26 protein-coding genes are annotated in these 26,381 nt (G+C 71.2%); 18 read left to right on the top strand and 8 right to left on the bottom strand.

Going from position 1 to position 26,381, the window contains the following annotated elements; all coding sequences use genetic code 11:
* Nucleotides 1–76: 76 nt before the first annotated feature.
* From OG257_RS13920 to OG257_RS13900, 5 genes are all read left to right on the top strand, one after another.
* On the top strand, nucleotides 77–1,000 hold the full coding sequence (locus OG257_RS13920; protein ID WP_329207737.1) for an ABC transporter permease: 924 nt from the start codon (nucleotides 77–79) through the stop codon (nucleotides 998–1,000).
* Nucleotides 993–1,973: an ABC transporter permease gene (locus OG257_RS13915; protein WP_329207736.1), complete on the top strand. Its 981-nt coding sequence runs from the start codon at nucleotides 993–995 to the stop codon at nucleotides 1,971–1,973. Before OG257_RS13920 ends, OG257_RS13915 begins: the two co-directional genes overlap by 8 nt.
* A 13-nt stretch (nucleotides 1,974–1,986) precedes the next feature.
* Nucleotides 1,987–2,964 carry an ABC transporter ATP-binding protein gene (locus tag OG257_RS13910; RefSeq protein ID WP_329207735.1) on the top strand — a complete coding sequence of 326 codons (978 nt, stop codon included), beginning with the start codon at nucleotides 1,987–1,989 and terminating at the stop codon, nucleotides 2,962–2,964.
* Nucleotides 2,954–4,150: an ABC transporter ATP-binding protein gene (locus OG257_RS13905; protein ID WP_329207734.1), complete on the top strand. Its 1,197-nt coding sequence runs from the start codon at nucleotides 2,954–2,956 to the stop codon at nucleotides 4,148–4,150. The genes OG257_RS13910 and OG257_RS13905 overlap by 11 nt, the downstream gene beginning before the upstream one ends.
* 207 nt (nucleotides 4,151–4,357) lie before the next feature.
* On the top strand, nucleotides 4,358–5,479 hold the full coding sequence (locus OG257_RS13900) for a hypothetical protein (protein WP_329207733.1): 1,122 nt from the start codon (nucleotides 4,358–4,360) through the stop codon (nucleotides 5,477–5,479).
* Between the two features lie 3 nt (nucleotides 5,480–5,482).
* On the opposite strand, the gene OG257_RS13895 is transcribed toward OG257_RS13900, so the two are convergent.
* Complete coding sequence (locus tag OG257_RS13895) at nucleotides 5,483–7,603, bottom strand: alpha/beta fold hydrolase (RefSeq protein ID WP_329207731.1); 2,121 nt, start codon at nucleotides 7,601–7,603, stop codon at nucleotides 5,483–5,485.
* 166 nt (nucleotides 7,604–7,769) lie between these two features.
* Between OG257_RS13895 and OG257_RS13890 the strand changes: the two genes are divergently transcribed.
* The 7 genes from OG257_RS13890 (at nucleotide 7,770) to OG257_RS13860 (ending at nucleotide 14,246) form a co-directional block, all read left to right on the top strand.
* A complete protein-coding gene (locus OG257_RS13890; protein WP_329207729.1) occupies nucleotides 7,770–7,964 on the top strand; it encodes a hypothetical protein in 195 nt (64 codons plus the stop codon).
* A 45-nt stretch (nucleotides 7,965–8,009) separates the two neighbouring features.
* The gene (mshB, locus tag OG257_RS13885) at nucleotides 8,010–8,927 is read left to right on the top strand and encodes an N-acetyl-1-D-myo-inositol-2-amino-2-deoxy-alpha-D-glucopyranoside deacetylase (protein WP_329207726.1); all 918 of its coding nucleotides are present in this window, start codon (nucleotides 8,010–8,012) and stop codon (nucleotides 8,925–8,927) included.
* Nucleotides 8,924–9,385: a DUF6113 family protein gene (locus OG257_RS13880; RefSeq protein ID WP_329207724.1), complete on the top strand. Its 462-nt coding sequence runs from the start codon at nucleotides 8,924–8,926 to the stop codon at nucleotides 9,383–9,385. Before mshB ends, OG257_RS13880 begins: the two co-directional genes overlap by 4 nt.
* A gap of 175 nt (nucleotides 9,386–9,560) precedes the next feature.
* Nucleotides 9,561–11,741, top strand: coding sequence for a hypothetical protein (locus OG257_RS13875; protein WP_329207722.1), 2,181 nt, complete (start codon nucleotides 9,561–9,563; stop codon nucleotides 11,739–11,741).
* Nucleotides 11,742–11,985: 244 nt separating this feature from the next.
* Entirely contained in the window at nucleotides 11,986–13,170 is a 1,185-nt protein-coding gene (locus tag OG257_RS13870; protein WP_443054389.1) for a sensor histidine kinase, read from the top strand.
* The gene (locus OG257_RS13865) at nucleotides 13,167–13,778 is read left to right on the top strand and encodes a response regulator transcription factor (RefSeq protein ID WP_329207721.1); all 612 of its coding nucleotides are present in this window, start codon (nucleotides 13,167–13,169) and stop codon (nucleotides 13,776–13,778) included. Before OG257_RS13870 ends, OG257_RS13865 begins: the two co-directional genes overlap by 4 nt.
* Before the next feature lie 30 nt (nucleotides 13,779–13,808).
* Nucleotides 13,809–14,246, top strand: coding sequence for a VOC family protein (locus OG257_RS13860; RefSeq protein ID WP_329207719.1), 438 nt, complete (start codon nucleotides 13,809–13,811; stop codon nucleotides 14,244–14,246).
* Nucleotides 14,247–14,361: 115 nt separating this feature from the next.
* Here OG257_RS13860 and OG257_RS13855 read toward each other — a convergent pair whose 3' ends face one another.
* The 4 genes from OG257_RS13855 to OG257_RS13840 form a co-directional block, all read right to left on the bottom strand.
* Entirely contained in the window at nucleotides 14,362–16,155 is a 1,794-nt protein-coding gene (locus OG257_RS13855; RefSeq protein WP_329207717.1) for a coagulation factor 5/8 type domain-containing protein, read from the bottom strand.
* 284 nt (nucleotides 16,156–16,439) lie between these two features.
* Entirely contained in the window at nucleotides 16,440–17,000 is a 561-nt protein-coding gene (locus OG257_RS13850; RefSeq protein ID WP_329215074.1) for a sugar O-acetyltransferase, read from the bottom strand.
* A gap of 70 nt (nucleotides 17,001–17,070) precedes the next feature.
* A complete protein-coding gene (locus OG257_RS13845; RefSeq protein ID WP_329207715.1) occupies nucleotides 17,071–17,934 on the bottom strand; it encodes a transglutaminase-like domain-containing protein in 864 nt (287 codons plus the stop codon).
* Nucleotides 17,935–17,960: 26 nt separating this feature from the next.
* Nucleotides 17,961–18,974, bottom strand: a complete 1,014-nt coding sequence (locus OG257_RS13840; protein ID WP_329207713.1) for a GNAT family N-acetyltransferase — start codon at nucleotides 18,972–18,974, stop codon at nucleotides 17,961–17,963.
* Nucleotides 18,975–19,091: 117 nt separating this feature from the next.
* Between OG257_RS13840 and fdxA the strand changes: the two genes are divergently transcribed.
* Together fdxA and dapC are read left to right on the top strand one after the other, a co-directional pair.
* Nucleotides 19,092–19,412 (top strand): ferredoxin, encoded by a 321-nt coding sequence (gene fdxA, locus OG257_RS13835; RefSeq protein WP_014154250.1) that lies wholly within the window; start codon nucleotides 19,092–19,094, stop codon nucleotides 19,410–19,412.
* 101 nt (nucleotides 19,413–19,513) lie between these two features.
* The gene (gene dapC, locus OG257_RS13830; protein WP_329207711.1) at nucleotides 19,514–20,617 is read left to right on the top strand and encodes a succinyldiaminopimelate transaminase; all 1,104 of its coding nucleotides are present in this window, start codon (nucleotides 19,514–19,516) and stop codon (nucleotides 20,615–20,617) included.
* Nucleotides 20,618–20,695: 78 nt separating this feature from the next.
* On the opposite strand, the gene OG257_RS13825 is transcribed toward dapC, so the two are convergent.
* Together OG257_RS13825 and OG257_RS13820 are read right to left on the bottom strand one after the other, a co-directional pair.
* Nucleotides 20,696–21,043 (bottom strand): ATP-binding protein, encoded by a 348-nt coding sequence (locus OG257_RS13825; protein ID WP_329207709.1) that lies wholly within the window; start codon nucleotides 21,041–21,043, stop codon nucleotides 20,696–20,698.
* 307 nt (nucleotides 21,044–21,350) lie between these two features.
* Complete coding sequence (locus OG257_RS13820; RefSeq protein ID WP_329207707.1) at nucleotides 21,351–22,259, bottom strand: hypothetical protein; 909 nt, start codon at nucleotides 22,257–22,259, stop codon at nucleotides 21,351–21,353.
* A gap of 62 nt (nucleotides 22,260–22,321) precedes the next feature.
* On the opposite strand from OG257_RS13820, the gene dapE reads away from it, so the two are divergent.
* Complete coding sequence (gene dapE, locus OG257_RS13815) at nucleotides 22,322–23,401, top strand: succinyl-diaminopimelate desuccinylase (protein WP_329207705.1); 1,080 nt, start codon at nucleotides 22,322–22,324, stop codon at nucleotides 23,399–23,401.
* A gap of 83 nt (nucleotides 23,402–23,484) precedes the next feature.
* The gene (locus OG257_RS13810; RefSeq protein WP_329207703.1) at nucleotides 23,485–24,270 is read left to right on the top strand and encodes a TIGR00730 family Rossman fold protein; all 786 of its coding nucleotides are present in this window, start codon (nucleotides 23,485–23,487) and stop codon (nucleotides 24,268–24,270) included.
* A gap of 34 nt (nucleotides 24,271–24,304) precedes the next feature.
* Here OG257_RS13810 and folP read toward each other — a convergent pair whose 3' ends face one another.
* On the bottom strand, nucleotides 24,305–25,177 hold the full coding sequence (folP, locus tag OG257_RS13805) for a dihydropteroate synthase (RefSeq protein ID WP_329207701.1): 873 nt from the start codon (nucleotides 25,175–25,177) through the stop codon (nucleotides 24,305–24,307).
* Nucleotides 25,178–25,274: 97 nt separating this feature from the next.
* Here folP and OG257_RS13800 point away from each other — a divergent pair, with 97 nt between their 5' ends.
* Nucleotides 25,275–25,700, top strand: a complete 426-nt coding sequence (locus OG257_RS13800) for a DivIVA domain-containing protein (RefSeq protein WP_329207700.1) — start codon at nucleotides 25,275–25,277, stop codon at nucleotides 25,698–25,700.
* Nucleotides 25,697–26,299, top strand: a complete 603-nt coding sequence (locus tag OG257_RS13795; RefSeq protein ID WP_329207699.1) for a DNA-3-methyladenine glycosylase I — start codon at nucleotides 25,697–25,699, stop codon at nucleotides 26,297–26,299. The genes OG257_RS13800 and OG257_RS13795 overlap by 4 nt, the downstream gene beginning before the upstream one ends.
* Nucleotides 26,300–26,381: the final 82 nt, after the last annotated feature.

Genomic DNA, 26,381 nt, shown 5'->3' with positions numbered 1-26,381 from the left:
GGCCGGTGCGGACCACCGCGCCGGCCGCCCGGCTTCCCGGTCCCTCCGCTGTTCGCCCCGACCCCCGGAGCCCTTCATGGGACGTTATGTGATCCGGCGGCTGCTGCAGATGATCCCGGTCTTCTTCGGCACCACGCTGTTGATCTTCCTCATGGTGAACGTGATGGGCGACCCCATCGCGGGCCTCTGCGGCGACCGCCAGTGCGACCCCGCGACCGCCGCCCAGCTGCGCACCGAATTCGGTCTCGACAAGCCGGTCTGGCAGCAATACCTGACCTACATGGGCCACATCTTCACCGGGGACTTCGGCACCGCGTTCAACGGGCAGGAGGTCACGGAGCTGATGGCCAGCGCCTTCCCCATCACCATCCGGCTCACCATCGTCGCGATCGTGTTCGAGATCGTCATCGGCATCAGCCTCGGCGTCGTGACCGGACTCCACCGCGGAAGGCCCGTCGACACCGGGGTACTCATCCTGACCCTGGTCGTCATCGCCGTACCCACCTTCGTCACCGGCCTGCTGCTCCAGCTCCTCCTCGGTGTGGAGTGGGGGATCATCAAACCGTCCGTCTCCCCCGAGGCGCCGCTCGACGAACTCATCGTCCCCGGCCTCGTGCTGGCCTCCGTGTCCCTGGCCTACGTCACCCGCCTCACCCGGACCTCGATCGCCGAGAACGCCCGCTCCGACTACGTCCGTACCGCCGTGGCCAAGGGTCTTCCCCGGCGCCGGGTCGTGGTCAGGCACCTGCTGCGCAACTCCCTCATCCCCGTCGTCACCTTCATCGGTACGGACGTGGGCGCCCTGATGGGCGGGGCCATCGTCACCGAGCGCATCTTCAACATCCACGGAGTCGGCTACCAGCTCTACCAGGGCATCCTGCGCCAGAACACGCAGACCGTCGTCGGGTTCGTCACCGTGCTGGTCCTCGTCTTCCTCGCGGCGAACCTGATCGTCGACCTCCTGTACGCCGTACTCGACCCGAGGATCCGCTATGCCTGAGCCGCAGCAGCCGTTCGACGAAGCGATCTCGGGGGCCGGGGCCGGCGGTGCGATGGACCTGGCGGTGGACGAGGGCACCACCCTGGAGAAGACGCCCGGCGGCCCGGAGGGGACCGGCCCCGCCGGCAAGCCGCGCAGCCTGTGGTCCGACGCCTGGCGGGATCTGCGCCGCAACCCGGTCTTCATCATCTCCGGGCTGATCATCCTCTTCCTGGTGATCATCTCGATCTGGCCGTCGCTCATCACCGACCAGGACCCGCTCGACTGCGATCTGAGCAAGGCCCAGGAGGGCTCCCAGCCCGGTCACCCCTTCGGCTTCGACGGACAGGGCTGCGACGTCTACACCCGTACCGTCTACGGGGCGCGGACCTCGGTCACCGTCGGCGTCTGCTCCACGCTCGGCGTCTCCCTGCTCGGCGGTGTGCTGGGCGGCCTCGCCGGCTTCTACGGAGGCAAGGGCGACGCCGTCCTCTCCCGCATCACGGACGTCTTCTTCGGCATCCCCGTCGTCCTCGGCGGCCTGGTCTTCCTCTCCGTGGTCACCAGCTCCACCGTCTGGCCCGTGATCGGCTTCATCGTGCTCCTGGGCTGGCCCCAGATCGCCCGCATCGCACGAGGCTCCGTCATCACCGCCAAACAGAACGACTACGTCCAGGCGGCGCGGGCCCTGGGCGCCTCCAACTCGCGGATGATGCTGCGCCACATCACCCCCAACGCCATCGCCCCGGTGATCGTCGTCGCGACGATCGCGCTGGGTACGTACATCTCGCTGGAGGCGACCCTCTCGTACCTGGGCGTGGGCCTGAAACCGCCGGCCGTCTCCTGGGGCATCGACATCTCCGCCGCCTCCCAGTACGTCCGCAACGCGCCGCACATGCTGCTCTGGCCCGCCGGTGCGCTGGCGATCACGGTGCTCGCCTTCATCATGCTCGGCGACGCGGTGCGCGACGCCCTCGACCCCAAGCTGCGCTGAGGAGCCCGCTGCCATGTTGCTCGAAGTGCGCGATCTGCACGTGGAGTTCCACACCCGCGAGGGGGTGGCCAAGGCCGTCAACGGGGTCAACTACTCGGTGGCCGAGGGCGAGACGCTCGCCGTCCTCGGTGAGTCCGGCTCGGGCAAGTCGGTCACCGCCCAGGCGATCATGGGCATCCTCGACATGCCGCCCGGGAAGATCAGCGGGGGCGAGATCCTCTTCAAGGACCGCGACCTGCTGAAGCTCAAGGGCGAGGAACGGCGCAGGGTCCGCGGCCAGGAGATGGCCATGATCTTCCAGGACGCGCTGTCCTCGCTGAACCCGGTGCTGAGCGTGGGGCAGCAACTGGGCGAGATGTTCGTCGTGCACCGCGGGATGTCCCGCAAGGACGCGAAGGCCAAGTCCATCGAGCTGATGGACCGGGTGCGTATCCCGGCCGCCAAGGAGCGGGTCGGGAACTTCCCGCACCAGTTCTCCGGCGGCATGCGCCAGCGCATCATGATCGCCATGGCGATGGCACTGGAACCCTCGCTGATCATCGCCGACGAGCCGACCACCGCCCTGGACGTGACGGTCCAGGCCCAGGTGATGGAGCTGCTCGCCGAACTGCAGCGCGAGCTGAACATGGGGCTGATCCTCATCACCCACGACCTCGGTGTGGTGGCCGACGTCGCCGACAAGATCGCCGTGATGTACGCGGGCCGGATCGTCGAGACCTCGCCCGTCCACGAGATCTACAAGGCACCCGCCCACCCGTACACCAAGGGCCTCCTCCGGTCGATCCCGCGCCTGGACCAGAAGGGCCAGGACCTGTACGCGATCAAGGGGCTGCCGCCCAACCTGCTGCACATCCCGCCCGGCTGCGCCTTCCACCCGCGCTGCCCGATGGCCCAGGCCGTGTGCCGTACGGACGTCCCGCCGCTGTACACCGTGGACGAGAGCCGCCGGAGCGCCTGCCACTTCTGGAAGGAGACGCTCGATGCACGCTGAGGACCCGAGCCGTAGGGGCGTCACCGCCGGGGGCTCCACCCTGGTCTCCGAGGTACGCGAGAGCGGTCCTGCGCGGCCGTACGCGGAGGGCGACCCGATCCTGGAGGTGCGCGGCCTGGTCAAGCACTACCCGCTCACCCGGGGCATCCTCTTCAAGAAGCAGATCGGGGCGGTCAAGGCCGTCGACGGGGTCGACTTCGATCTGGCGGCGGGCGAGACGCTCGGCATCGTGGGCGAGTCCGGCTGCGGCAAGTCGACCGTCGCCAAGATGCTGGTGCACCTGGAGCCGCCCACCGGGGGCTCCATCCGGTACAAGGGCGAGGACGTCACCAAGATGTCGGGCCGTGCGCTGAAGGCCGTGCGCCGCAACATCCAGATGGTGTTCCAGGACCCGTACACCTCGCTGAACCCGCGCATGACGGTCGGCGACATCATCGGGGAGCCGTACGAGATCCACCCCGAGGTGGCGCCCAAGGGGAGCCGGCGCCAGAAGGTGCAGGACCTGCTCGACGTGGTCGGTCTGAACCCGGAGTACATCAACCGGTACCCGCACCAGTTCTCCGGCGGCCAGCGCCAGCGCATCGGCATCGCCCGCGGCCTCGCGCTCAACCCGGAGATCATCGTCGCCGACGAGCCGGTCTCCGCACTCGACGTGTCGGTCCAGGCCCAGGTGGTCAACCTTCTCGACCGGCTGCAGGCGGAGTTCAGCCTGAGCTTCCTGTTCATCGCGCACGACCTGTCGATCGTCCGGCACATCTCGGACCGGGTCGGCGTCATGTACCTCGGCCGGATCGTCGAGATCGGTACGGACGAGGAGATCTACGACCACCCCACGCACCCGTACACGCAGGCGCTGCTGTCCGCCGTTCCGGTGCCGGACCCCACGGCCCGCGAGTACCGCGAGCGGATCATCCTGCACGGCGACGTCCCGTCCCCGGCGAACATCCCGTCGGGCTGCCGCTTCCGTACGCGCTGCTGGAAGGCGCAGGAGCGGTGCGAGCTGGAGGTGCCTCTGCTGGCCGTCCCCGCGGTCTTCCGGGAGACGGACACACCGGCCAGGCACGACTCGGCCTGCCACTTCGCCGAGGAGAAGCAGGTGGTACCGCCGGAGGGGATCCTGGAGACCCCCGAACCGGAGGACGCGCCGCCGTCCCTGCGCAAGGACGATCCGGGAGAAAAGAAATGATAAAAGGGCATCACATTCGTTAACACAGAGGCAACTTGACTGTCGCCGCACCGATATACGAACGCACCACCATGAAGAACGTACGGCCGTGCGGGTGCCGTGAACCGGCCGGGGTGCTCATCACGTCGCCCCGGCCGGTTTCCCGTTCCCCGCCTTTCCCCACAGGTCCCCTTGTTCAACGGCGGACCGCGGTGGAGTATCGCTGGGGTGATACTCACCCGGGGAGCCAGAATCACCGGTGCGGTGCTGTGCGCCGTACTGGGCGTCATCGTCGCGGGCTGGATCGTGCGGGACGTCCGGGCGGCCGGCGACCCGCTGGACCTGCTTCGCTACTGGGCCGGATACACCGACGCACGGCCGGAATCGCTGCCGGCGACGGCGCAGTCCGACATCGTGCTCCTCGCCGTGTACGTCCTCGCCACGATCGCCGCCCTGCGCTCCTCGGTGGCCGCTTCCGCGCTCGTCGCCACCGGCGTGGTCACGCTCGCCCTGCGGCTGCCCGGCGTCTGGACCACCGGCGCCTCCTGGACGGACGGGCGCTACGGCGACGAGCTGCGCACCCGCGCCCTCCTCAGTACCTTCGTCGCGCTGGCCGCCGGGCTCGCGCTCGTCGTCACCGGGGCGGCGGGCCGCAGGCCGTCCGCGGACTTCTACGAACCGGGGCCCACCCGGCCCGGCCAGGGAGCCGCGGTCGTCGCCTTCCTGGTGCTCGGCGCCTCGGGCGCCGTGCTGATCGCCTGGGAGATCCGCCAGTTCGTCACGCTGCCGTCCGCGGTGTATCCCGACTGGTTCATCGGCGGGGACGCCGTCCGGGTCGAACTGACCAGTGCGCCGCCCGGCTGGAGCACGGTGGCTCTCGCGGTGCTCTGCCTCGTCGTCGCGTTCACCGCGCTCTTCCACGCCGTCCACGCCCGACCGTTCGGCATGATCGCCGCCGGGTTCCTGCTGCTCTCCGGAGGCCTCGGGATCGCCCGGGCCGTCCACCACGAGATGCTCGACCGCTTCGGGGACCTGGGGACCGAGTACCAGCTCATCGTGCTGACGTCATTCTTCCTCGCCTTCGCCGGGGCGGCAGGACTGATCGCGCTGTCCCGCAGAGGCTTCGAGGACGCGGACGGGGACAGCAGGGGCTACGACAGCTACGGAGCGGGCGGATACGGCCCGCCGCCGGGCGACGGCTACGGATACCCGCAGGGACCCGGCCGGGGCCCCGCTCCGGGGTACGGCTACCCCCAGGCGCAGCCGCCCGGCCCGGGCCCCGGCTACGGGCCGCCCCCGGGCGGCGGATTCGGCCCTCCGCCGCCCTCGTCCCCGCCGCCCGCCTGGTGACGCCTACGACAGCCCCAGCGACCGCCTGAGGAAGTCCACCTGGAGCAGGAGCAGATTCTCCGCCACCTGCTCCTGGGGGGTCATGTGCGTCACCCCGCTCAGCGGCAGCACCTCGTGGGGCCGGCCCGCCGACAGCAGCGCCGACGACAGCCGCAGCGCATGGGCGACGACCACGTTGTCGTCGGCCAGACCGTGGACGATCATCATCGGCCGCGCCTCCTCGGCGGGCCGGGAGAGCCCCTCGTCCGTCACCAGGGAGTTGTACGCGTACACCTCGGGCTGCGCCGCGGGGTCGCCGAGATAGCGCTCCGTGTAGTGGGTGTCGTACAGCCGCCAGTCCGTCACCGGGGCGCCCACGACAGCGGCATGGAAGACATCGGGGCGCCGCAGCACCGCGAGCGCCGACAGGTAGCCCCCGTAGGACCAGCCGCGCATCGCCACCTTTGAGAGATCCAGCGGGAACCGTCCGGCCAGTGAGTGCAGGGCCTCGATCTGGTCGTCCAGGGTGAGGGCGAAGTCGTCCCTGATCGCCTTCTCCCAGCCGGGCGAGCGTCCCGGCGCGCCGCGGCCGTCCGCGACGATCACGGCGAACCCCTGGTCGGCGAACCACTGGGACGTGAGATGCGCATTGTGCGCGGCGACGACCCGGCGGCCGTGCGGGCCGCCGTACGGGTCCATCAGGACCGGAAGGGGGCCGTCGGACTCCTTGTAGCCGGAGGGGAGCAGCACGGCGCACGGAATCCGCTGTGCGCCCCCCTCCGTCAGCTGCACCCGGGCCGTCAGCACCGGCTCCTGGGCGTGGCTGGCGACGGTGGCGGTCCGCCTGCCGTCCCGCAGGACCCGCACCACCGTTCCCGGGTGCTCCAGGGACGCCGAGAGCAGCACCGTCACGCCGCCCGAGCGCACCGCGGAGTGCACTCCCACGCCTTCCGAGACCCGCTCGACGCCCAGCTCGTTCACCCGGTACACATGGCTCTGCCCGGTCTCCGGATCCGCCGCCTTCTCGCCCGCTGTCGCCGACACCAGGATGTCCGACTCCCCGATGTCCAGCACCGACTGGATGTGCAGCTGTGCCCCGGTCAGCGGCCGGTCGCCGACCGACAGCACCCGCGCGCCGCCCTCGTCCGCGATCCGCACGAGCCGCCCGTCCGGCGCCCACGCGGGCACACCGTCGAAAAGATCAAGCCAGACCGCGTCCTCGTCGACGTGCACCGTACGGGTCGTTCCGCTCTCCGTGTCCACGGCCAGATGCAGCTGACTGCGCTGGTCACGGGCCTGCACCAGGATCAGCGGGGCGCCGTTGGACGACCAGTGCACCCGGGCCAGATACGGGAAGCGGGTCCGGTCCCAGACAACCTCCGTACGTGCCCCGTCCAGGCTCATCACGAAGAGCCGCACCTCGGCATTGGGCGTCCCCGCGGCCGGATAGCCGACCTCCGAGGGCTTGTTGCCCGGGTGTGCGGGGTCGGCGATCCACCACCGCTGGACGGTGCTGTCGTCGGCCCGCGCGACCAGCAGGCGGTCCGAATCGGGCGACCACCAGAAGCCCCGGTAGCGGCTCATCTCCTCCGCCGCCACGAACTCGGCGAGGCCGTACGAGGTGTGCGCGTCCTCCGGCTCGGCGACGGCACGGTCCCCGTCGCCCGCCGCGCCCACGACCCGCAGTGCGCCGCGGGTGACATAGGCGATGTGCCTGCCGTCCGGGGAGGGACGCGGGTCGATCACCGGGCCCGGAACCGGCAGGGCGCGCGCCGTGCCGGCCCGCAGCTCGGCCACGTACACCTTCCCGGAGAGGGCGAACGCCGCCAACTCGGCCGCATCGTCCACCGCGTAGCCGACGATGCCCGCCGATCCCTCCCGCACCCGTTCGCGCCTGGCCCGCTCCTGCGGCGACAGCTTCTCCGCCGAACCCCCCAGCAGGGCCTCGGGGTCGGCGGCGATCCGCTCCTCGCCGGTTCCCGGGTCCAGCACCCAGAGACTGTTGGCCCGGTCCGTGCCGGACGCCGAGCGGAGGAAGACCACCCGCGTCCCATCCGGTGAGACGGTGAAGGCCCGGGGTGCGCCCAGAGTGAACCGCTGGGTCCGGGCGTGCTGGCGGGCGAAGGACAGCTTCTGCGAGGTCATGGCTCCGAACCTAGCCCGGAGGGAGCCGCACGTGCGCCCCTCGTGCTGCTGTGCCCCGATCAATGCGTTGGCACGGATAGTTATGATCCGTAGCGCTCGGTGGGTATGAACCTGCTGGCTCCACGTGTGCTGCCCGTCCCGACCGTACTGATGGAGGTGAACCGCCGTGGCACTCTCGATTTCGGCGGTGGTGCTGCTGGCGATCGTCGTCTTCCTGCTGATCCGGAAATCCGGACTGAAGGGCGGACATGCGGTGGTCTGTGTGTTGCTCGGGTTCTACCTGGCGAGCTCGTCGATCGCGCCGACCATCTCGGAGGTGACGTCGAACGTGGCAGGCATGATCGGGGGCATCAAGTTCTGAGGTGGGGAGTCGGCCCGGACCCGGGCGGGCTCGTAGGGTGGACCCATGAAGGACCTTCCTGCCCGCCGTCTGCTCCTGGTGCACGCGCACCCCGACGACGAGTCGATCAACAACGGCGCCACCATGGCCAGGTACGCGGCCGAGGGCGTCCACGTCACCCTGGTGACGTGCACGCTCGGCGAGGAGGGCGAGGTCATCCCGCCGGACCTGGCGCACCTCGCCGCGGACCGTGACGACGCCCTGGGCGCCCACCGCGTCGGTGAACTCGCCGCCGCGATGAAGGAGCTCGGGGTCACCGACCACCGCTTCCTGGGCGGCCCCGGCCGCTTCCGCGACTCCGGAATGATGGGCACCGGGCAGAACCACAGGCCCGGCGCCTTCTGGGACGCGGACCCGGACGGCGCGGCCGGGCACCTCGTCGAGGTGATCCGCTCCGTGCGCCCCCAGGTCCTGGTCACCTACGACCCCGACGGCGGCTACGGCCACCCCGACCACATCCAGGCACACCGCGTCGCGATGCGCGCGGCCGAACTGGCCGCGGATCCCGCGTACGGCGACGGCACCGGTGACCCGCACACGATTGCGAAGATCTACTGGAACCGGGTGCCGCGCTCCGTGGCCGAGGAGGCCTTCGCCCGGCTTCGGGACGCCGCCCCGGACGCCTTCCCGGGGATCGCCGCCGTCGACGACGTGCCCGGCGTGGTGGACGACGCGGAGATCACCGCGGAGATCGACGGCTCGGCGTACGCCGCCGCGAAGACCGCGGCGATGAGGGCGCATGCCACCCAGATCGCCGTGGACGGGCCGTTCTTCGCTCTTTCGAACGACCTCGGGCAGCCCGTTTTCACCACCGAGTACTACCAGTTGGTGCGCGGGGCCCGCGGCAGGGACGATGATGCCCGGGAGCACGACCTCTTCGCAGGCGTGCCGGACGTGGCGGCAGCACCGGGAGCACAGGCATGAGCAGCAGGCAGAGACAGCGGGCCGCATCGCAGTCGCCGCGCACCAACGCGCCGCCCAGAGGCCCTGAGCAGACCGGTCTCGCCGCACCCCTCAACCCCGCACGGATCGCCCTGTACGTCGGTCTCGCGGTGCTGGGCGCCGTCGTCGGGCTTGCGGGCGCACTCGTCCAAGCGGGCCTGTTCCCAGGAGGGTTGCTGCTCGCGCTCGCCGCGTCGGCCGGACTGTTCCACGGGGGCCGGGTGCTCGCCCGGACCCAGCTCGGTGCGCTGGCACCGGCGGTGGGTTGGTTCATCGCCGTCGTCGTCCTGCTCAGCGGCCGTCCCGAGGGCGACTACGTCTTCGGTGACGAGATCGGTCTGACGCTCTTCATGCTCGGCGGCATGGGTGTCGCTGTGATGTGTGCCACCATGTCGCGGCTGCCTTATTCGGCCACCAACACCGGCCGACCGGGCACGTGATGTGCCACATCCGCTCCCGGATTGCCCCCCTCCACGGTGACGGGTGCATCCTTGTTTTCCCCGCGGGCGGAGAGTCTGTCGGCGGCGGCCAGTATGGTGGTGCGCGCGCCGAGCCGTCCCCTGGCCTGCGGCATGGGGGAAGTACGGGCGGCGGAGCCAATCGGGAGAACCTGCTTTGAGTCGTGAAACTGACAGTTCGTCCTCCGGGCCCCAGGGGCGCGGCGGAGCCGCGTACCCGTCGGGTACGCCGCCGTACGGATCACGCCAGTATCCGTCGCTGCACCCGTCTCAGGACGGGCCGGAGGAGACTCCGGAGCCTGTGGATCCGCCTCGGCCCGAGGAGCCCAGAACCGAGACGACGCTGACGACGCGCATCCGGATCAACATCCCGGGTTCGCGTCCGATCCCGCCTGTCGTCGTGCGTACGCCGATGAGTGACACCGGCACCTCCGGCGGCCGTCCGGACGCCGAGCGCACGGGCAGCACACCGAGGCCCGGCGCGCCCGCGCCGTCGTCCGGTGCCGCGGCGGGCGCCGGCGAGCGCGGCGGTTCCGGCCCGGAAGCCCGGGACGGCCAGGCCGCCGAGGCGTCCGCCGAGAAGCCGGCCAGGGAGAAGAGCGGCAGCGACTGGTTCGCGCCGCGCAAGAACCCGGCGCCTGCGCCCGGCGCAGCGGCCCCCGGCCCTTCCGGGCCCCCTGCCGGGCCGTCCTCCACGGGCGGCGGACAGGGCGGCGGGCAGGGCTCGGCGCCTACACCGCCCCGCGCCGAACCGCCGTACTTCTCGGACGGTCCGCAGCCTGGCGCCCCGCGCCCCGGGCGCAGCGCCCTGGACGACATCGACGCGGACATCCCCGGTGGTTCCCGCCCCACGCCGAATCTCGGGGTGCGCACACCGGGTCCGTCCGGTCCGACCAACGGTCCGGTCACGGGCAGTTCGTCCCTGACGCCGAACCTCGACGGCATGCCCGGCATGGGCGGCCCCGCGGGCCCCGGCGGTCCGGCGGGCCCCAGGCCTGGCGGTCCGTCCCAGGGCGGCCCCGGCGGTCCGCTCGGTCCCGGTGGTCCGGGTGGTCCCGGCGGCCCCTTCGGTCCCGGTGGCCCGTCCGGCCCGGGTGGCCCCGGCGGCGTACCGCCCCGGATGTCCGACGACACGGCGATCCTGACGCCGCAGGCCGCGGCCCCCGCTCCCGGCTCCGCCGGCCATGTCTCCGGTGACACGCTCACCAGCGGCATCCCGGTCGTCCCGTCGGATTCACGTTCGGCGTTCCCCGGTGGCCCCGGTGCCCCCGGCGGTCCCCGTGCCGACCTGGGGTCCGACGGCGCCATGGGCAGCGGACCGGCAGGTCCGGGCCGCCAGGCGTCCGCTCCGGTACCCCGGCCCGTACCGAAGTCCGCACCTCCCGCGAAGAAGGGCCGTTCCAAGCTGGTCCTCCTGGGTGCGGGCGTCTTCGTGCTGCTCGGCATCGCCTACGGCGCCGGACTGCTGATGAACCACTCCGAGGTCCCCAAGGGCACCACCGTCCTCGGCGTCGACATCGGCGGCGGCACGAAGGAGGAGGCGGTCACCAAGCTCGAGGCCGCCCTCGGGAAGCGCGCCCAGGCGCCTCTCCAGCTCTCCGTGGACGGCAAGAAGCAGAAGCTCGCCCCGGACAAGGCCGGACTCACCCTGGACAGCCAGGAGACCGTCCGCGGCGCCGCGGGCAGCGACTACAACCCGGTCTCGGTGATCGGCTCCCTGTTCGGCGGGGCACGCCCGGCCGACCCGGTGATCCCGGTCGACGAGGAGAAGCTCGGGGTCGCGCTGACCGACCTGGCGGGTGTCTCCGGATCCGCGAACGACGGCACGATCAAGTTCGAGCCGAACAAGGCCGTGGCCGTCCCCGGCAGGACCGGCAAGGCGCTGGACGTCAACCGGTCGATGATCTCCGTCCGCGATGCCTACCGCGCGCAGGTACAGACCGGTGAGCCCGCCGTGGTCGAACTGCCCGTCGCCACCACCCAGCCCACGATCACCAAGGCCGAACTGGACCGGGCCATGAAGGAGTTCGCCGAGCCGGCGATGTCCGGGCTGGTCACGATCAAGGCCGGTCCCAAGCAGATCGACTTCGGTCCCGCGAGGTCCCTGCCGCAGATCCTGTCCATGAAGCCGGTCGAGGGCAAGCTCGTCGCGGTCTACGACAGGGAAGCGATCAACACCCTGCTGGACGGTGTCTTCGACGGCATCATGATCACCAAGGGCGACGGGAAGCAGCACGAGGTCAGCGCCACCGACGTGGCCCAGGCCATGCAGACCGCGCTGCTCGGCAAGACCCCCGCCGAGCGCACCGTCGCGATCAACCTCGGCGGCGAGGGCTGACCGGCCCCCACCCCCTGTGGCCGCCCCTGTCCGGACTCCGGGCAGGGGCGGTGCCGTGTCCCGGTCCGGCGGCTGCTGTCCTGCGTCCCGGGCCGGCCGGGACGGCGGTCCGTGCGGCGGTGCCCGGGCGGGATCGCCGGTCCTCGCCGCGCCCGGCGTCGCCATCGGCTACCTTGCGAGCGGTGACGCGGTCCGCCCGGTCGCCATCGGCCACCCCTGCGTACCGGAAGGACACCGTGCGGGCGTGAGTGACGACGAGACGTACGCGGTGACGGCGGGCCCGCCGCAGGGCAGGCACCAGTTCGTCATCAAGCTCATGTGGATCGGCATCTGGCTCGCGTTCATGAGTGCACCGGTGAAGGACCTCCTCGACGGAGACCGCACGGGGTGGGCACGCGCGTTGGGCACCCTGGGGCTCGTGGTGTTCGTCGGGGTCTATCTCGTGCTGGTCTTCCGCCAGACGTCGAAGGGCATGGGGCGGCAGCGCGTCCTGTCCACGATCGCCTTCCTCGGCGCCCTCGCCGTACTCCTCGCGCTGACGTTCGGGGCCCCGTGGCTCGTCCTGTTCGTATACGTCTGCGTCTCGGCGGGCGCCACGCTGCCTCTCCGGTACTCGCGCCTGCTGATCCCCCTGGTCTGCGCCGTGATGGTGGGGACCGGGCTCACCCTGCACGATGCCCGTGAGACCGTCACCGCGCTCGTCTTCCCCGCGCTTCTCGGCGGATTCGCCATGACCGGCGTACGGCAGCTGATCCGTACGACCATCCAGCTGCGCGAGGCACGCGCCACCGTCGCCCTGCTCGCCGCCAACGAGGAACGCCTGCGGCTCGCCCGCGATCTGCACGACCTGCTCGGGCACTCGCTCTCCCTGATCACGCTCAAGAGCGAACTGGCGGGCCGGCTGCTGCCCGGGCACCCCGACCGGGCGGCCGAGCAGGTCGCCGACATCGAACGGGTCAGCAGGCAGGCCCTCGTGGACGTGCGCAGCGCGGTCACCGGCTACCGGCGGCCGACCCTTCCCGGCGAACTGGCCGGGGCCCGTACCGCACTTGCCGCAGCGGGCATCACCGCCGACATACGGGCCGATGCCCCCGAGGGCGTGCCGGAGGTGCCGGAGGAGGTGCTCGCCTGGGGCATGCGGGAAGCGGTGACGAACGTCGTGCGCCACAGCGGTGCCCGGCGCTGCACGATCACCCTCACCCGGCGCCAGACCCTCGAAGGGCCCCTGCTCGAACTCGTCGTCGCCGACGACGGACGTGGCGCCCCGGGCCCGAAGGCGGGCAACGGGCTCACCGGCATCGCCGAGCGCCTGGCCGCGGTCGAGGGGACGCTCGTCACGGGACCGGCCGACGGCGGACCCGCCCCGGGCAAGGGCTTCGCACTGACCCTGCGCGTCCCTGTCGGTTCCGGCCTAGGATCCACAAAATGAGCATGATCAGACTTCTCCTCGCCGAGGACCAGTCCATGGTGCGCGAGGCTCTGGCGGCACTCCTGGGCCTGGAGCCGGACATCGAGGTGGTCGCCCAAGTGGCCCGCGGGGACGAGGTGCTGGACGCGGCGCGCGAACACCGCGTCGACGTCGCCCTCCTCGACATCGAGATGCCGGGCCGCACGGGTATCGAGGCGGCCGCCGAGCTTCACCGCGAGCTGCCCGGCGTCAAGATCGTCGTCGTCACCACCTTCGGACGCCCCGGCTATCTGCGCCGGGCCATGGAGGCGGGCGCGGACGCGTTCCTCGTCAAGGACGCCCCCGCGTCCCAGCTCGCCGCGGCCGTGCGCAAGGTGCTGGCGGGCGAGAGGGTGATCGATCCGGCTCTTGCGGCCGCCGCGCTCGCCGACGGTGCGAGCCCGCTGACCGACCGTGAGCGCGATGTGCTGCGGGCGGCGGCGGACGGCTCCACCAATGCGGAGATCTCGGGTGCGCTGCACCTCTCGCAGGGGACGGTACGCAACTATCTGTCCACGGCGATCCAGAAGATGGCGGCCCGCAACCGCGCGGAGGCCGTTCGGATCGCCCGCGAGAAGGGCTGGCTCTAGGACCCGGGCCGGCCGGTGAGGAAGGGAACCATGTCCACCAGGTGGAATCTGACGATCGACTGCGCACGTCCCGCGGAACTGGCGCGGTTCTGGGCGCTGGCGCTCGGATACGTGGAGAAGCCCCCGCCCGCAGGGTTCGCGAGCTGGGAGGAATGGTTCGCCCACCACGACATCCCGGAGGACGAGTGGGGCGACGGCGCCTATCTGTCCGACCCGGACGGTGTGGGCCCCGCCCTGTCGTTCCAGAAGGTCCCGGAGCCCAAAGCGGCGAAGAACCGGGTGCACTTGGACGTGCAGGCCGGCGGTGGCCGCGAGACGCCCTGGGAGGTGCGGTGGCCGCGGGTCGTGGAGGCCCGGGAGCGGTTGACGGCCGCCGGCGCCACGGTGGTCGCGGAGTACGACATGCAGGGCAGGCCCGACCATGTGATGTTGGCGGACCCGGAGGGCAACGAGTTCTGCCTGGTCTGACTCCTGGCCTCCCGCTCCCGTCCCCTTCCGCCCGACAGGGCACTGACCGGTCCCGCGCAGAAGGAACGGGGCCCGGCCGCAGCTGCGGCCGGGCCCCGTTCCTTTCCGTTCGCTGCTACGGGAAGGAGACCACCTGTGACGGGACGGTGGTGTCACCGGAGGTGGGGGATCCGGTGTCGTTGATGACGTGTTCGTACTGCCCCTTGCCGCCCAGGGACACCACGAGCAGGTCGTGGAACTTCACACCGGGCTTCACCGGTGCCTGGAACCCGTGGTGCTGCTGAATGGTCGGGTCGACGTTGTAGTAGCAGTAACTGCCCATGCCCCAGCCCTCATGGGTGGTCACCGAGTCGGCCACCTTGTAGGCGGCGTACCCCTTGGTGTCGCCGTTCTGGATGGCGGCCTGGTTGGGGGCGTCGTACGCCTTCTCGTTCTGGAAGAAGATCGTCTTGCCGTTCTCGCCGTACCACTGCACGTCGTACTTGTTGAAGTGCTCGACGAACAGCCCGGTGGCCAGCACGTCGTCGCCGTTCACCCGCAGACCGTAGTCGGACCGGTTGGTCTCCCAGCCGACCCCGTCGCCGTGGTCGGCGCGCCAGAGCCAGGTGTGGTCGATGATCGTGTCGTCGCTGTTGACGACCATGCCGGTGGTCGCCTTGCCGGCGCCCGCTCCGCCGACGCGGACGAACACGTCCTGGAGCGACGTCGGGTTGGCCGAGTGGTCGGCGGAGGCGCCCTCGGGGCCGACCTCGACGAGCGTCTCGGAGTTGACCGGACCCGCGTCGATCAGCAGACCGGCCAGCTTCACGCCGTCGACGTCACCGACCTTGATCGCGGTCACCCCGTTGTCCGGGATGATCGTGGCGAGCCCCAGGCCGAGGGCCACGGTGTCCGCCCGGTTGATGTTGATCGTCCGGTCGACGTGGTAGACACCCGGCGTGAACAGCAGGTGCAGCCCCTGCTCCACGGCCGCGTTGATGGTCTCGGCGGTCGCTCCGGGCTTGACCACGTAGAACTGGCTCAGCGGGATCGACTCGCCCTGAGGGGTGCCGTTGCCCCACGTGGTGCCGCGCGCGTTGGTGCGCTTGGCGGGGACGAAGACCTTGTAGTCGGCGCCGTCCAGGTAGAGGAACGGCTTCTCGCGGGAGACGGGGGTGGTCTCGAGCGTGGTGTACGGGGGTTCGGGGAAGCTCTGCGCGGGTGCGCCCTCGACTCCGGAGAACGTCATGTTCCAGACGCCGTTGCCCCAGCTGCCGATGGAGCTGTCGCGGGTGTACCACTGCTGCTGCGAGTAGGGGCCGACCTGGCCGTCGATCTTGCTGTCGGCGATGTAGCCGCCGCTGGCCCAGCCGTATCCGTCGGGCGCGAGGTTGAGGCCGCCCTTGACGTGCATGCGGCGGAAGGGGGCGGCCTGGGAGACGGCCCAGCGGTTGGTGCCGCTGACCGGGTTGAGGGCCAGGTTCTCGGCCGAACGCCAGAAGTTCTGGGTGGCGTTGCCGTTGAACCAGCCGGCGTCGACGGTCACATCACCGTTGAAGGTGGTGTCGTCGGGGTTGAGGCCGAGGCCGGCGATGGAGGTGTAGAAGCCGATCTGGGCGTTGATGTTGCTGTACGTGCCCGGCTTGAACATCAGCGCATAGCGGTCGGTGCCGAACTGCGCCGACTCCTGCTTCTTGAAGATCTCGTCGACCTTGCCCTGGATGTTCGGGGTCGAGGGGTCGAAGACCAGGACGTTGGGGCCGAGGTCGCCGCCGCCGGGTATCTCCTGGATTTCCTCGCCGAAGGCCGTCTGGGTGGCGGGGACCGCCATGAGGAGCGACACGGCGAGCGCCGCGAAGCCGAGGGCCCGGAAGCGGCGGCGCCTGTGGGGGGCGGTCCGGCCGGTGGGGCTCGTGGGGGGAACGTGCATGAAGTACATCTCCTGAGTCGTGGTACGGGTGCACGACGTACGTCCGAGAGAAGCGAGAGAGCGCTCTCTCGTGTCGGCGATGTAACCGCCATTGGTCAGTACGCGTCAAGAGGTGTGCGTCAGAAGCCCCGGCTGTTTGCTGATGACGCCACAATTAACCGCTGCGGAAAGGCAATTCACCCGCTATGGGACCAGTTCGCGGCGCCGGTGACTTCACAGGATGACGACGCCGTCCGGGCCCGTCCGGGGTGACCGTCGTGACTTCAGGCCCGGACGGGCATGCGTCATCCGGCGTCCGTGTCCTGGACGGTCCGGATCTCGCGGATCACGCGGGCCGGATTGCCCACCGCCACGACATCGGCGGGCAGGTCCTTGGTGACCACCGCGCCCGCGCCGACCACCGTGTTCTCACCGATGGTCACCCCGGGGCAGACGATCACTCCGCCGCCCAGCCAGACGTTGTCGCCGATCGTAATGGGCTGCGCGGCCTCCCACTTGGCCCGGCGGGCCTCCGGTTCCACCGGGTGGGTGGGAGTGAGGAGCTGGACGTTCGGGCCGATCTGGACGTCGGCGCCGATGCTGATGCGGGCGACGTCGAGGAACACGGCACCGAAGTTGACGAACGTGCGGGCGCCGATCGAGATCCCGTAGCCGTAGTCCACCCGGAGCGGGGCCCGGACCTCCACGCCCTCGCCCAGCTCGCCGAGCAGCTCGGCGAGGGCCGCCCGCCGGGCCTCGGGGTCGGCGGCCGAAGCGGAGTTGAACCGCTCGCTCAGCAGGGCCGCGCGCAGTGCGTCGGCGGCGAGCTCGGGGTCGTCGGCGATGTACGGCTCGCCGGCGAGCATGGCTTCCTTCTGACTGGTCACGTCGTAAGCCCCTCAGTTGTCCGCGGTCGCCTCTTCCGGACGGAACACGCTAGTTCAGCAGCGCCCGGGCGGCCCGGGCGCGTTCACGGATCGCCTGTGCCGCAGTCGGCTCGATCGCGTCGACGACCTTTGCGTACTCCTCCATCTCCGCCGCCCCGCGCAGGAACTCCCCGCGCTGTACGAGCAGCTGAGCCCGCTCGTAGCGGAGCCTGGCCGGGTGCGAGGGCAGCAGCAGGGACAGTTCGAGCGCCCACAGCGCCACGTCCGTGCGCTCGGGGCGGGCCGCGGCCCAGGCCCTGATGTTGTTCAGGATCCGCAGCACGGTCTCCAGCGGTCCCGCGGGAGCCAGCATCGAGGCCTCGAGCGGTGCGCCGGTCGCCCCCGCCACCATCAGCTCGGCGTCCTCGCCGCTCAACGGCGCTCCGCCGGCGAACGGGTCGGCCAGTACCCGTTCCGCCGGATCGCCGAACCCGACCACGAAGTGCCCCGGCAGGGCCACCCCGTACACGGGTGCGCCCGCCCTCCGCGCGACCTCGGTCCAGACCACGGAGAGCAGGATCGGCAGGCCCCGGCGGCGCAGCAGCACCTGTTGGAGCAGTGAAGACTCCAGCCGCTGGTAGTCGGCGGACGAGCCGGCGAAACCGCACTGCTCGCCGAGCAGTTCCCCGAGCGCGGACGCCCACGCGACCGCGCCTCGCGCACCGTACGGAAGGAGCCCCGCCAGCCGGTCCAGCTCGATCTGCGCCGCGTCGATGCCGTACGGATCGGCGGAGGGCCGGGAGTCGGCCGCCGTCGGGGGCCCCGCCTCCGCGCCCACCAGCAGGCAGAGCAGCGCGAGGTCCGGCCGCTCCGCGCGGGCCTCGTCGGCGAACTGCCGCCGGCGTTCGGCCGCACCGGAATCCTGAGCGCTCATATACGACTAATCCCCTGCTGTTCCCGCTAGGCGGACCGGAAGTGGTGGTACCGATGGTGGGTGGCGAATCCCATGCCGTCGTACAGCGCGCGTGCACCGTCGTTGTCCGCCTCGACCTGGAGCCAGGAGGCCGACGCGCCCTCGTCCAGCGCCTTGCGGGCCAGCGCGGTCATCACGGCCGTGGCCAGACCCCGGCGCCGGTACTCGGGGCCCACCTCCACGGCCATGAACCCCGCCCAGCGGCCGTCCACGACACAGCGTCCGATGGCGGCGGGCACCCCGTCGGCGCCCTCGCCCGGAACGGTGGCGAACCACACCGAGGGGCCGCTGCCGAGCACCTTTAGCACCTCGGCGCCCGGGGCGTGCCCCGGGGCGGCGAATCGCTGGTACCGGGAGAGCCACGCATCGTCCGTCCCACGGGCGAGCCGCACCGCGGAGACGTCCGCATCCAGGTCACCGACCGGAGCGAGCGCCCCGATCCGCACTTCGGCCGACACCTCGCGCCGCCATCCGTGCTCCTCCAGCGCCGCACAGAGCTGCTCCTGCGTGCCCTGGGCGCCGGTGGCGGTCTGGATGTACGCGGGCAGGCCGCGCTCCCCGTACCACCGCAGGATGTGCTCCAGCGCCGCGTCGAGCGGCAGTCCGGGATCGCCGAGCGGGAGTACGGAGTTGGCGCGGCGGGTGAATCCGCCGGCGGCGCGCAGCTGCCAGTCGCCCAGCGGCGCGCTCTCCACGGGCTGCCAGGCGCGCGCGGCGACGCGTGCGAGTTCGTCGAACGAGGCGGCGGGGCCGCGACGGCGGGCCGGAGCGGCGGGCACCACCTTGCCCGCCACCAGCGACGATTCCGCCATATGGACACTTTCGCCGCTCCGGGGCGTGATGGAGAGCACCCCGTTGTCCCACGATGTGAGAACGCCGACCGTGTCCGTGAACTTGGGGGCCTCACCGGGGGCACTGATCAGTTGGCGGACGGACACGCGTTTGCCCACGTCAGCAGCTGTCATGCGAACCTCAAGCCGTCCGCTGATGGTGAATTCCATAGGTCAGTGCGCCCCTCCTGTTCGGATCGTGCCCCGGAACGGAGATACTAGGTGCGGGCATCGACGACGCCGCGCTCCCGCGCGAGAGCCAACGCCCTACCGAGGAGGAACGACAGCGTGACCTACGTCATCGCGCAGCCTTGTGTCGACGTAAAGGACAAGGCCTGCATCGAAGAGTGCCCCGTCGACTGCATCTACGAGGGCTCACGGTCCTTGTACATCCACCCGGACGAATGCGTCGACTGCGGAGCCTGTGAGCCGGTCTGCCCGGTGGAGGCCATCTTCTACGAGGACGACACCCCGGAGGAGTGGAAGGACTACTACAAGGCGAACGTCGAGTTCTTCGACGACCTCGGTTCGCCCGGTGGCGCCTCCAAGCTGGGCCTCATCGAGCGCGACCACGCCTTCATCGCCGCGCTGCCGCCGCAGAACCAGTAACAGCGGCCGCACGAGCGCCGCCCGGTCCCGTACGGCTCGTCACCGTGCGGGACCGAGGTGTTTCCAGGCATGCACGTCCACGTACGAGAAAGCAGAGATCCGTGTCTGCAGCAGTCCCCGTCTCCTCCCGGCTCCCGGTCTTCCCCTGGGACAAGCTCACGCCCTACAAGTCGACGGCTGCTGCCCACCCGGACGGCATCGTCGACCTGTCCGTCGGCACGCCCGTCGACCCGGTGCCCGAGCTGATCCAGCAGGCACTGATCACCGCCGCCAACAGCCCCGGCTACCCGACGGTATGGGGGACCGGAGCCCTGCGCGACGCCCTGACCGGCTGGGTGGAGCGCCGGCTCGGCGCCGTCGGCGTGGAGCACGAGAACGTCCTGCCGGTCGTCGGCTCGAAGGAGCTGGTGGCCTGGCTGCCGACCCAGCTCGGCCTCGGCGCGGGGGACAAGGTGGCCTACCCGAGGCTCGCCTACCCGACCTACGAGGTCGGCGCGCGGCTCTGCGGCGCCGAACCCGTCGCCTACGACGACCCCACCGAGCTGGACCCGGCCGGGCTCAGGCTGCTCTGGCTCAACTCGCCGTCCAACCCGACCGGCCGCGTCCTGCCCAAGGACGAGCTGGCCCGCATCGTCGCCTGGGCCCGTGAGCACGGCGTGCTCGTCTTCAGCGACGAGTGCTACCTGGAGCTCGGCTGGGAGGCCGAGCCGGTCTCCGTGCTCCACCCGGACGTCTGCGGCGGCTCGTACGAGGGCATCGTCGCCGTCCACTCGCTCTCCAAGCGCTCCAACCTCGCCGGTTACCGGGCCGCCTTCGTCGCCGGCGACGCGGCCGTCCTCGGCGAGCTGCTCCTGATCCGCAAGCACGGCGGGATGATGACGCCTGCGCCGGTCCAGGCGGCGACGGTCGCGGCGCTGGCCGACGACACGCACGTGGCCGAGCAGCGGGCCCGGTACGCGCAGCGGCGCACGGTCCTGCGGGAGGCGCTGGAGGCCCACGGCTTCCGGATCGAGCACAGCGAGGCGAGCCTCTACCTGTGGGCCACGCGCGACGAGCCGTGCTGGGAGACCGTGGCGTACCTGGCCGGGCTCGGCATTCTGGTGGCGCCGGGTGACTTCTACGGGCCGGCCGGGGACCGCTTCGTACGGGTGGCCCTGACGGCCACGGACGAGCGGGTGGCGGCGGCGGCCAAGCGGCTGTCCTGACGCGATACGCCGATGGGCCTCGGGAGTGCGCACTCCCGAGGCCCATCGGCGTATCGGTGCCGTGTACGTGCGGGTGGATCAGCCGATCGGCAGGCCGCCGGTGGGGAGACCGTCGGTCGCCAGGGTGTCGTTCGCCAGTTCGCCGCCCGCCACCGTGCCGGCCTTCTCGAGGGTCTGGCCGGCGACCGGGAGGGTCGTGCCGACGACCTTGCCGCCGGTCTCGTTCGCCACTCCGGTGCCCTGCTTCGAGGCGGAGTCCAGCGTGCTGCTCACGCCGGCACCGTCGAGCGTGGTCAGGCCGCCCAGGGCAGGGGTCTGCGGGAGCCCCGCGGCACCTGCGGCACCGGCCGCACCGACCACGGGTGCCGCGCCTGCGGCGATCAGCAGCGCGGCACGGGCGATCCGACGGGTCAGGGGGAGGGACATGATGCTCCTTCGACGGGACTACAACGGTTCCGGGCAAATGTGGAATTTGCCTGTCCGGTGATCCGGACGCACTGACAACCGGTCGAAGGGCAGGGAAGGTTGCGGCCCGCAAAGGTAAAGACTGGGTAATGCGTCAGATAATCCGCAACGGAGGAACCCGGGCAAACAATGCATTCCATCGGCGTCGGACGAACCGTCACTTCCCTTTGTTCGCACGGAAATCCGGGGGCGGGCGGGGCTCGTGGGAAGGGTGACGCGAGGGGGGTTGCGGGAAGGGTTGGACGGCCCGTACGGGCGACACCCCGTACTACTGTGCGAGCCGCATTCGGACTGCGGTAGTGCCCGATTCCTTATGTTCCGTCCGCCAGCCCGCATCTGCGTTCCACACCCGGCCGGCATACGAGACCTCATCGATCCGCAGCGCGTCGGCCCGGGCGACCGCCCAGTGGGCCAGCTCCCAGCCGCGCCGGGGTGCCGTGTCCTCGGCGGTCTTCACGGCGGTCCGCACGGGCACCGAGACCGTGCCGGCGGCCGAGGCTCCGGCCGCCCCGGCGGCAGGCAGGACATCCTTGCCGAAGGCGCGCACCAGCTCGGCCCGCACTTCGGCCGCGTCCCCGGGGGTGGCCGCCGCCGACAGCGTGCAGCTGAGCGAGGCGGGCGCGCGTCCGGTCAGCGCGGCGGCCAGCAGCGCGGCATCCGGCTCGTGCTTGGCGTACGCCTGCGGGAACCCGCTCTTCTGCACCCGCTGCGCGGCGACGGTCAGCGGCAGCCGCGAGTAGCCCGGAACCTCGGCGAGGTGCTCGTAGAACTTCCCGGACGAATAGACCGGATCCATGATCTGCGCCGGCGTTCCCCAGCCCTGCGAGGGACGCTGCTGGAAGAGTCCGAGCGAGTCCCGGTCACCGTGGTCGATGGTGCGCAGCGCGGACTCCTGCAGCGCGGTGGCGAGCGCGATGGTCACCGCACGCTCCGGCAGACCGCGGGTGGTGCCCACCGCCGAGATCGTCGCGGCGTTGGCGGCCTGGTCGGGGCTCATCTCGTACGTACGCCCCTCGGTGCCGTCCCCGTCCGCGGAGCGCACGGTGCAGCGGGGAGCACCCTTGTTGCCGGAGACGTACTGCACGGCCAGATAGCCGGCCAGGGCCACGAGCACGGCGAAGGCGGCCGCGACACGGAAGAAGCGGCTGCGGCGGGTGGAAGTGGCGGTCCGGGGCACGGAGCCCACCGTACTGGAGGGTACGGGCGGGGCCGAGACCGAAGTCCTTTAGGGTCGTGACCATGGACGGACACACGCTTGACCTCGCTCTCGGCGGACCCGAGCTCACGGCCCGGCTCGTCGACTTCCCGTCGGTCAGCGGGCAGGAGAAGGACCTGGCCGACGCGATCGAGGCGGCCCTGCGCCCGCTGCCGCACCTGACGGTCGAGCGGCACGGCAACAACGTCGTGGCCAGGACGCAGCTGGGCCGTGCCGAGCGCGTCGTACTGGCCGGCCACATCGACACCGTGCCGATCGCGGACAACGTCCCGTCCCGGCTCGACGAGAACGGTGTGCTGTGGGGGTGCGGAACCTCCGACATGAAGTCGGGCGTCGCCGTGCAGCTGCGGATCGCCGCGACGGTGCCCGAGCCCAACCGTGACCTCACGTTCATCTTCTACGACAACGAAGAGGTCGCCGCCCACCTCAACGGCCTCGGACACGTGGCCGAGGCGCACCCCGACTGGCTCGACGCGGACTTCGCCGTCCTCCTGGAGCCGTCCGACGCCCAGGTCGAGGGCGGCTGCCAGGGCACGATCCGGGTCCATCTCCAGCTCGAGGGGGAGCGGGCCCACTCCGCGCGCAGCTGGATGGGATCCAACGCGATCCACGCCGCCGCCCCGGTGCTGGCGAAGCTCGCCGCGTACGAGCCGCGCCGGCCGGTCATCGACGGGCTCGAGTACCACGAGGGGCTCAACGCCGTGAGCATCGAGGGCGGCGTCGCCACCAATGTCATCCCGGACGCCTGCACGGTGGTGGTCAACTACCGGTACGCCCCCGACCGCACCGCCGAGGAGGCCGAGGCGCACGTCCGTGAGGTCTTCGCGGACTGCGGCGTCGCCGGTCTCACGGTCGACGACCACTCCGGCGCCGCGATGCCCGGCCTCTCGCACCCGGCGGCCAAGGCGTTCATGGAAGCGGTCGGCGGTACGGCACAGCCCAAGTTCGGCTGGACGGATGTGTCCCGGTTCGGCTCCCTCGGCATTCCCGCGGTGAACTACGGGCCCGGGGACGCACTGTTCGCGCACAAGCGGGACGAGCAGGTGGCCGTCGAACGGATCACGCACTGCGAGGAGCGCCTCCGCTCCTGGCTCACCAGCTGACTCACGGCATTCCCCTGCTCGTAACCTCGGCCGATCTACGCTGAAGCGACACGCACATCGCATGTCGGCGGAGGGAGCAGATCATGGGCAACCCGGAGGACGCACGGATCCCCGAGGGCGCGCAGGTTCCTGAGGGCGCGGTGAGGCCCGAGGAGCAGCGGCTGGGCCCGGTACTGCGCCGCAGGGACCAGGTGCAGCCGGGCACGACGGATCAGCGGCTGCTGGATTCCGAGGGCGATTCCGAATGGGTGCACACGGATCCCTGGCGCGTGATGCGCATCCAGTCGGAGTTCGTGGAGGGCTTCGGGGCCCTCGCCGAACTGCCGAGCGCCATCAGTGTCTTCGGTTCCGCCCGCACTCCGGCCGACGGACCGGACTACGAGGCGGGTGTGCAGATCGGCAGGGCGCTGGTCGAGGCGGGCTTCGCGGTCATCACGGGCGGCGGCCCCGGGGCGATGGAAGCGGCGAACAAGGGCGCCCGGGAGGCGAAGGGGGTCTCCGTCGGACTCGGCATCGAGCTGCCGTTCGAGTCCGGACTGAACCCGCACGTCGACATCGGCGTCAACTTCCGGTACTTCTTCGTTCGAAAGACGATGTTCGTCAAGTACGCGCAAGGCTTCGTCGTCCTGCCCGGGGGCCTCGGCACGCTGGACGAACTGTTCGAGGCGCTGACGCTCGTGCAGACAGGCAAGGTGACCCGCTTCCCGATCGTGCTGTTCGGCACGGCCTACTGGCGCGGGCTGGTGGACTGGCTGCGGGACACGGTGGTGGCCCAGGGCAAGGCGTCCGAGAAGGATCTGCTGCTGTTCCACATCACGGACGACGTGGACGAGGCGGTCGCCCTGGTGACCAAGGAGGTCGGCCGGTAGGGGCCCGTCCCGGCGCCCCCGCCCGCCCCCTCGGCTAAGCCAGTCCCCGGCGGGCCACCGCAGGCGCGCGGTGGCCCGCGATGGAGGCCACCATGTCCAGGACCTGGCGAGTCTCCGCCACCTCGTGCACCCGGTACACCTGCGCGCCCAGCCAGGCCGACACGGCGGTGGTCGCGAGCGTGCCGATCACGCGTTCCTTGACCGGCTTGTCGAGGGTCTCCCCGACGAAGTCCTTGTTGGACAGCGAGACCAGCACCGGCCAGCCCGTTGCCGTCATCTCGCCCAGCCTGCGCGTCGCCTCCAGCGAGTGCCGGGTGTTCTTCCCGAAGTCGTGACCGGGGTCGATCATGATTCCGTCCGGCCTCACCCCGAGCCCGACGGCCCGCTCGGCGAGGCCGACCGTCACCCGCAGGATGTCCGCCATCACGTCGTCGTACGTGACCCGGTGCGGCCGGGTCCGCGGCTCGGCGCCGCCCGCGTGCGTGCACACGAGCCCCGCCCCGTACCGCGCCGCGACCTCGGCGAGCTTCGGGTCGACGCCGCCCCACGCGTCGTTCAGGAGGTCCGCCCCGGCCTCGCAGACGGCCTCGCCCACGTCATGGCGCCAGGTGTCCACGCTGATCACCACATCCGGGTGGCGGCGGCGCACCTCGGCGACGAAGCCGACCGTGCGGCGGGCCTCCTCCTCGGCCGTCACCTCCTCGCCGGGGCCGGCCTTCACCCCGCCGATGTCGATGATCGCGGCACCCTCCGACACGGCCTGTTCGACCCGGGAGAGCGCGGGCTCGTCGCGGAACGTCGCACCCTGGTCGTAGAAGGAGTCGGGGGTCCGGTTCACGATCGCCATGATCACCGGCTCGTGCGGCCCGAATTCCCGCCGCCCAAGCCTGAGCGCACCGCTTCGCATCCCTGGTTCCTCCTCGGTAGGTCGCCTGCGACCCTAACTGTCGGTGCCGCATGGCACGATCTGACCCGGACAGGTTTCCGCTCCCGGGGAGATGCACGTGTTCTGGTTCTTGCTGCTCACGATGGCCGTGGTGGTGGCCGCGGTCACGCTGGCGGTGGTCGGCGGAGGCGGAAGTGCGGTGCTGCAGGACGTGGAGCCCGAGCGGCTCACCGACCCGCTGCCGACGAACCGCCCGGTCGGCCGCGCGGATATCGAGGTCCTGCGGCTGCCGCTGGCGGTGCGCGGCTACCGCATGGCGGAGGTGGACGATGCGCTGGGCAGGCTCGGCGCCGAGCTCGCCGAGCGGGACGCTCGCATCGCCGAGCTGGAGTCCGCGCTCGCCGGCGCTCAGGCGACCGCGGTGACCGGTCCCGACCTGTTCAAGCGGCCGGGCGAGCCGCTCGGCGGGGAGAACGGCCGGGACAGCGCCGGCGACGACAGCCGTGACAACGGCAGGCCGCCGGGCGAGGAGGGACCGCGATGAGCGACGCCCGACCGGCCGCCGACGGCGGTCTGCGCTGCCCCTGGGGCCTGTCCACGGAGGACTACCTCGCCTATCACGACACGGAGTGGGGCCGTCCGGTCCACGGCGACGACGCCCTCTTCGAGCGGCTCTGCCTGGAGGCGTTCCAGTCCGGGCTCTCCTGGCTGACGATCCTGCGCCGCCGCGAAGGGTTCCGCAGCGCCTTCGCCGGGTTCAAGATCTCCGCCGTGGCGGAGTTCACCGACGCCGACAGGGAACGGCTCCTCGCGGACGCCGGCATCATCCGCAACCGGGCGAAGATCGACGCGACGATGGCCAACGCCAAGGTGCTGGCCGGCTGGGGCGAGGGCGAGCTGGACGCACTCATCTGGTCGTACGCCCCCGACCCGGCCGGCCGGCCCGCCCCGCGCGCCCTCGACGACATCCCGGCCGTCACCCCGGAATCCACGGCGCTGGCCAAGGACCTCAAGAAGCGGTCCATCCGCTTCGTCGGCCCCACGACGGCCTACGCCCTCATGCAGGCCTGCGGCCTCGTCAACGACCACCTGGCCGACTGCGTGGCCCGTGAGGCGCTCCAGGGGTCGTCCAGCGGGTCCTGACCGGCTCCAGGACGTCCGGCGCCGAACTGCCGAACTGCCGGACGACGAACCGCCGAACGGCCCCGACGTCACCCGCCGGGGC

Source organism: Streptomyces sp. NBC_00683, assembly GCF_036226745.1.
Taxonomy (GTDB): domain Bacteria; phylum Actinomycetota; class Actinomycetes; order Streptomycetales; family Streptomycetaceae; genus Streptomyces.
This window is presented reverse-complemented; position numbering and strand designations above follow the sequence as displayed.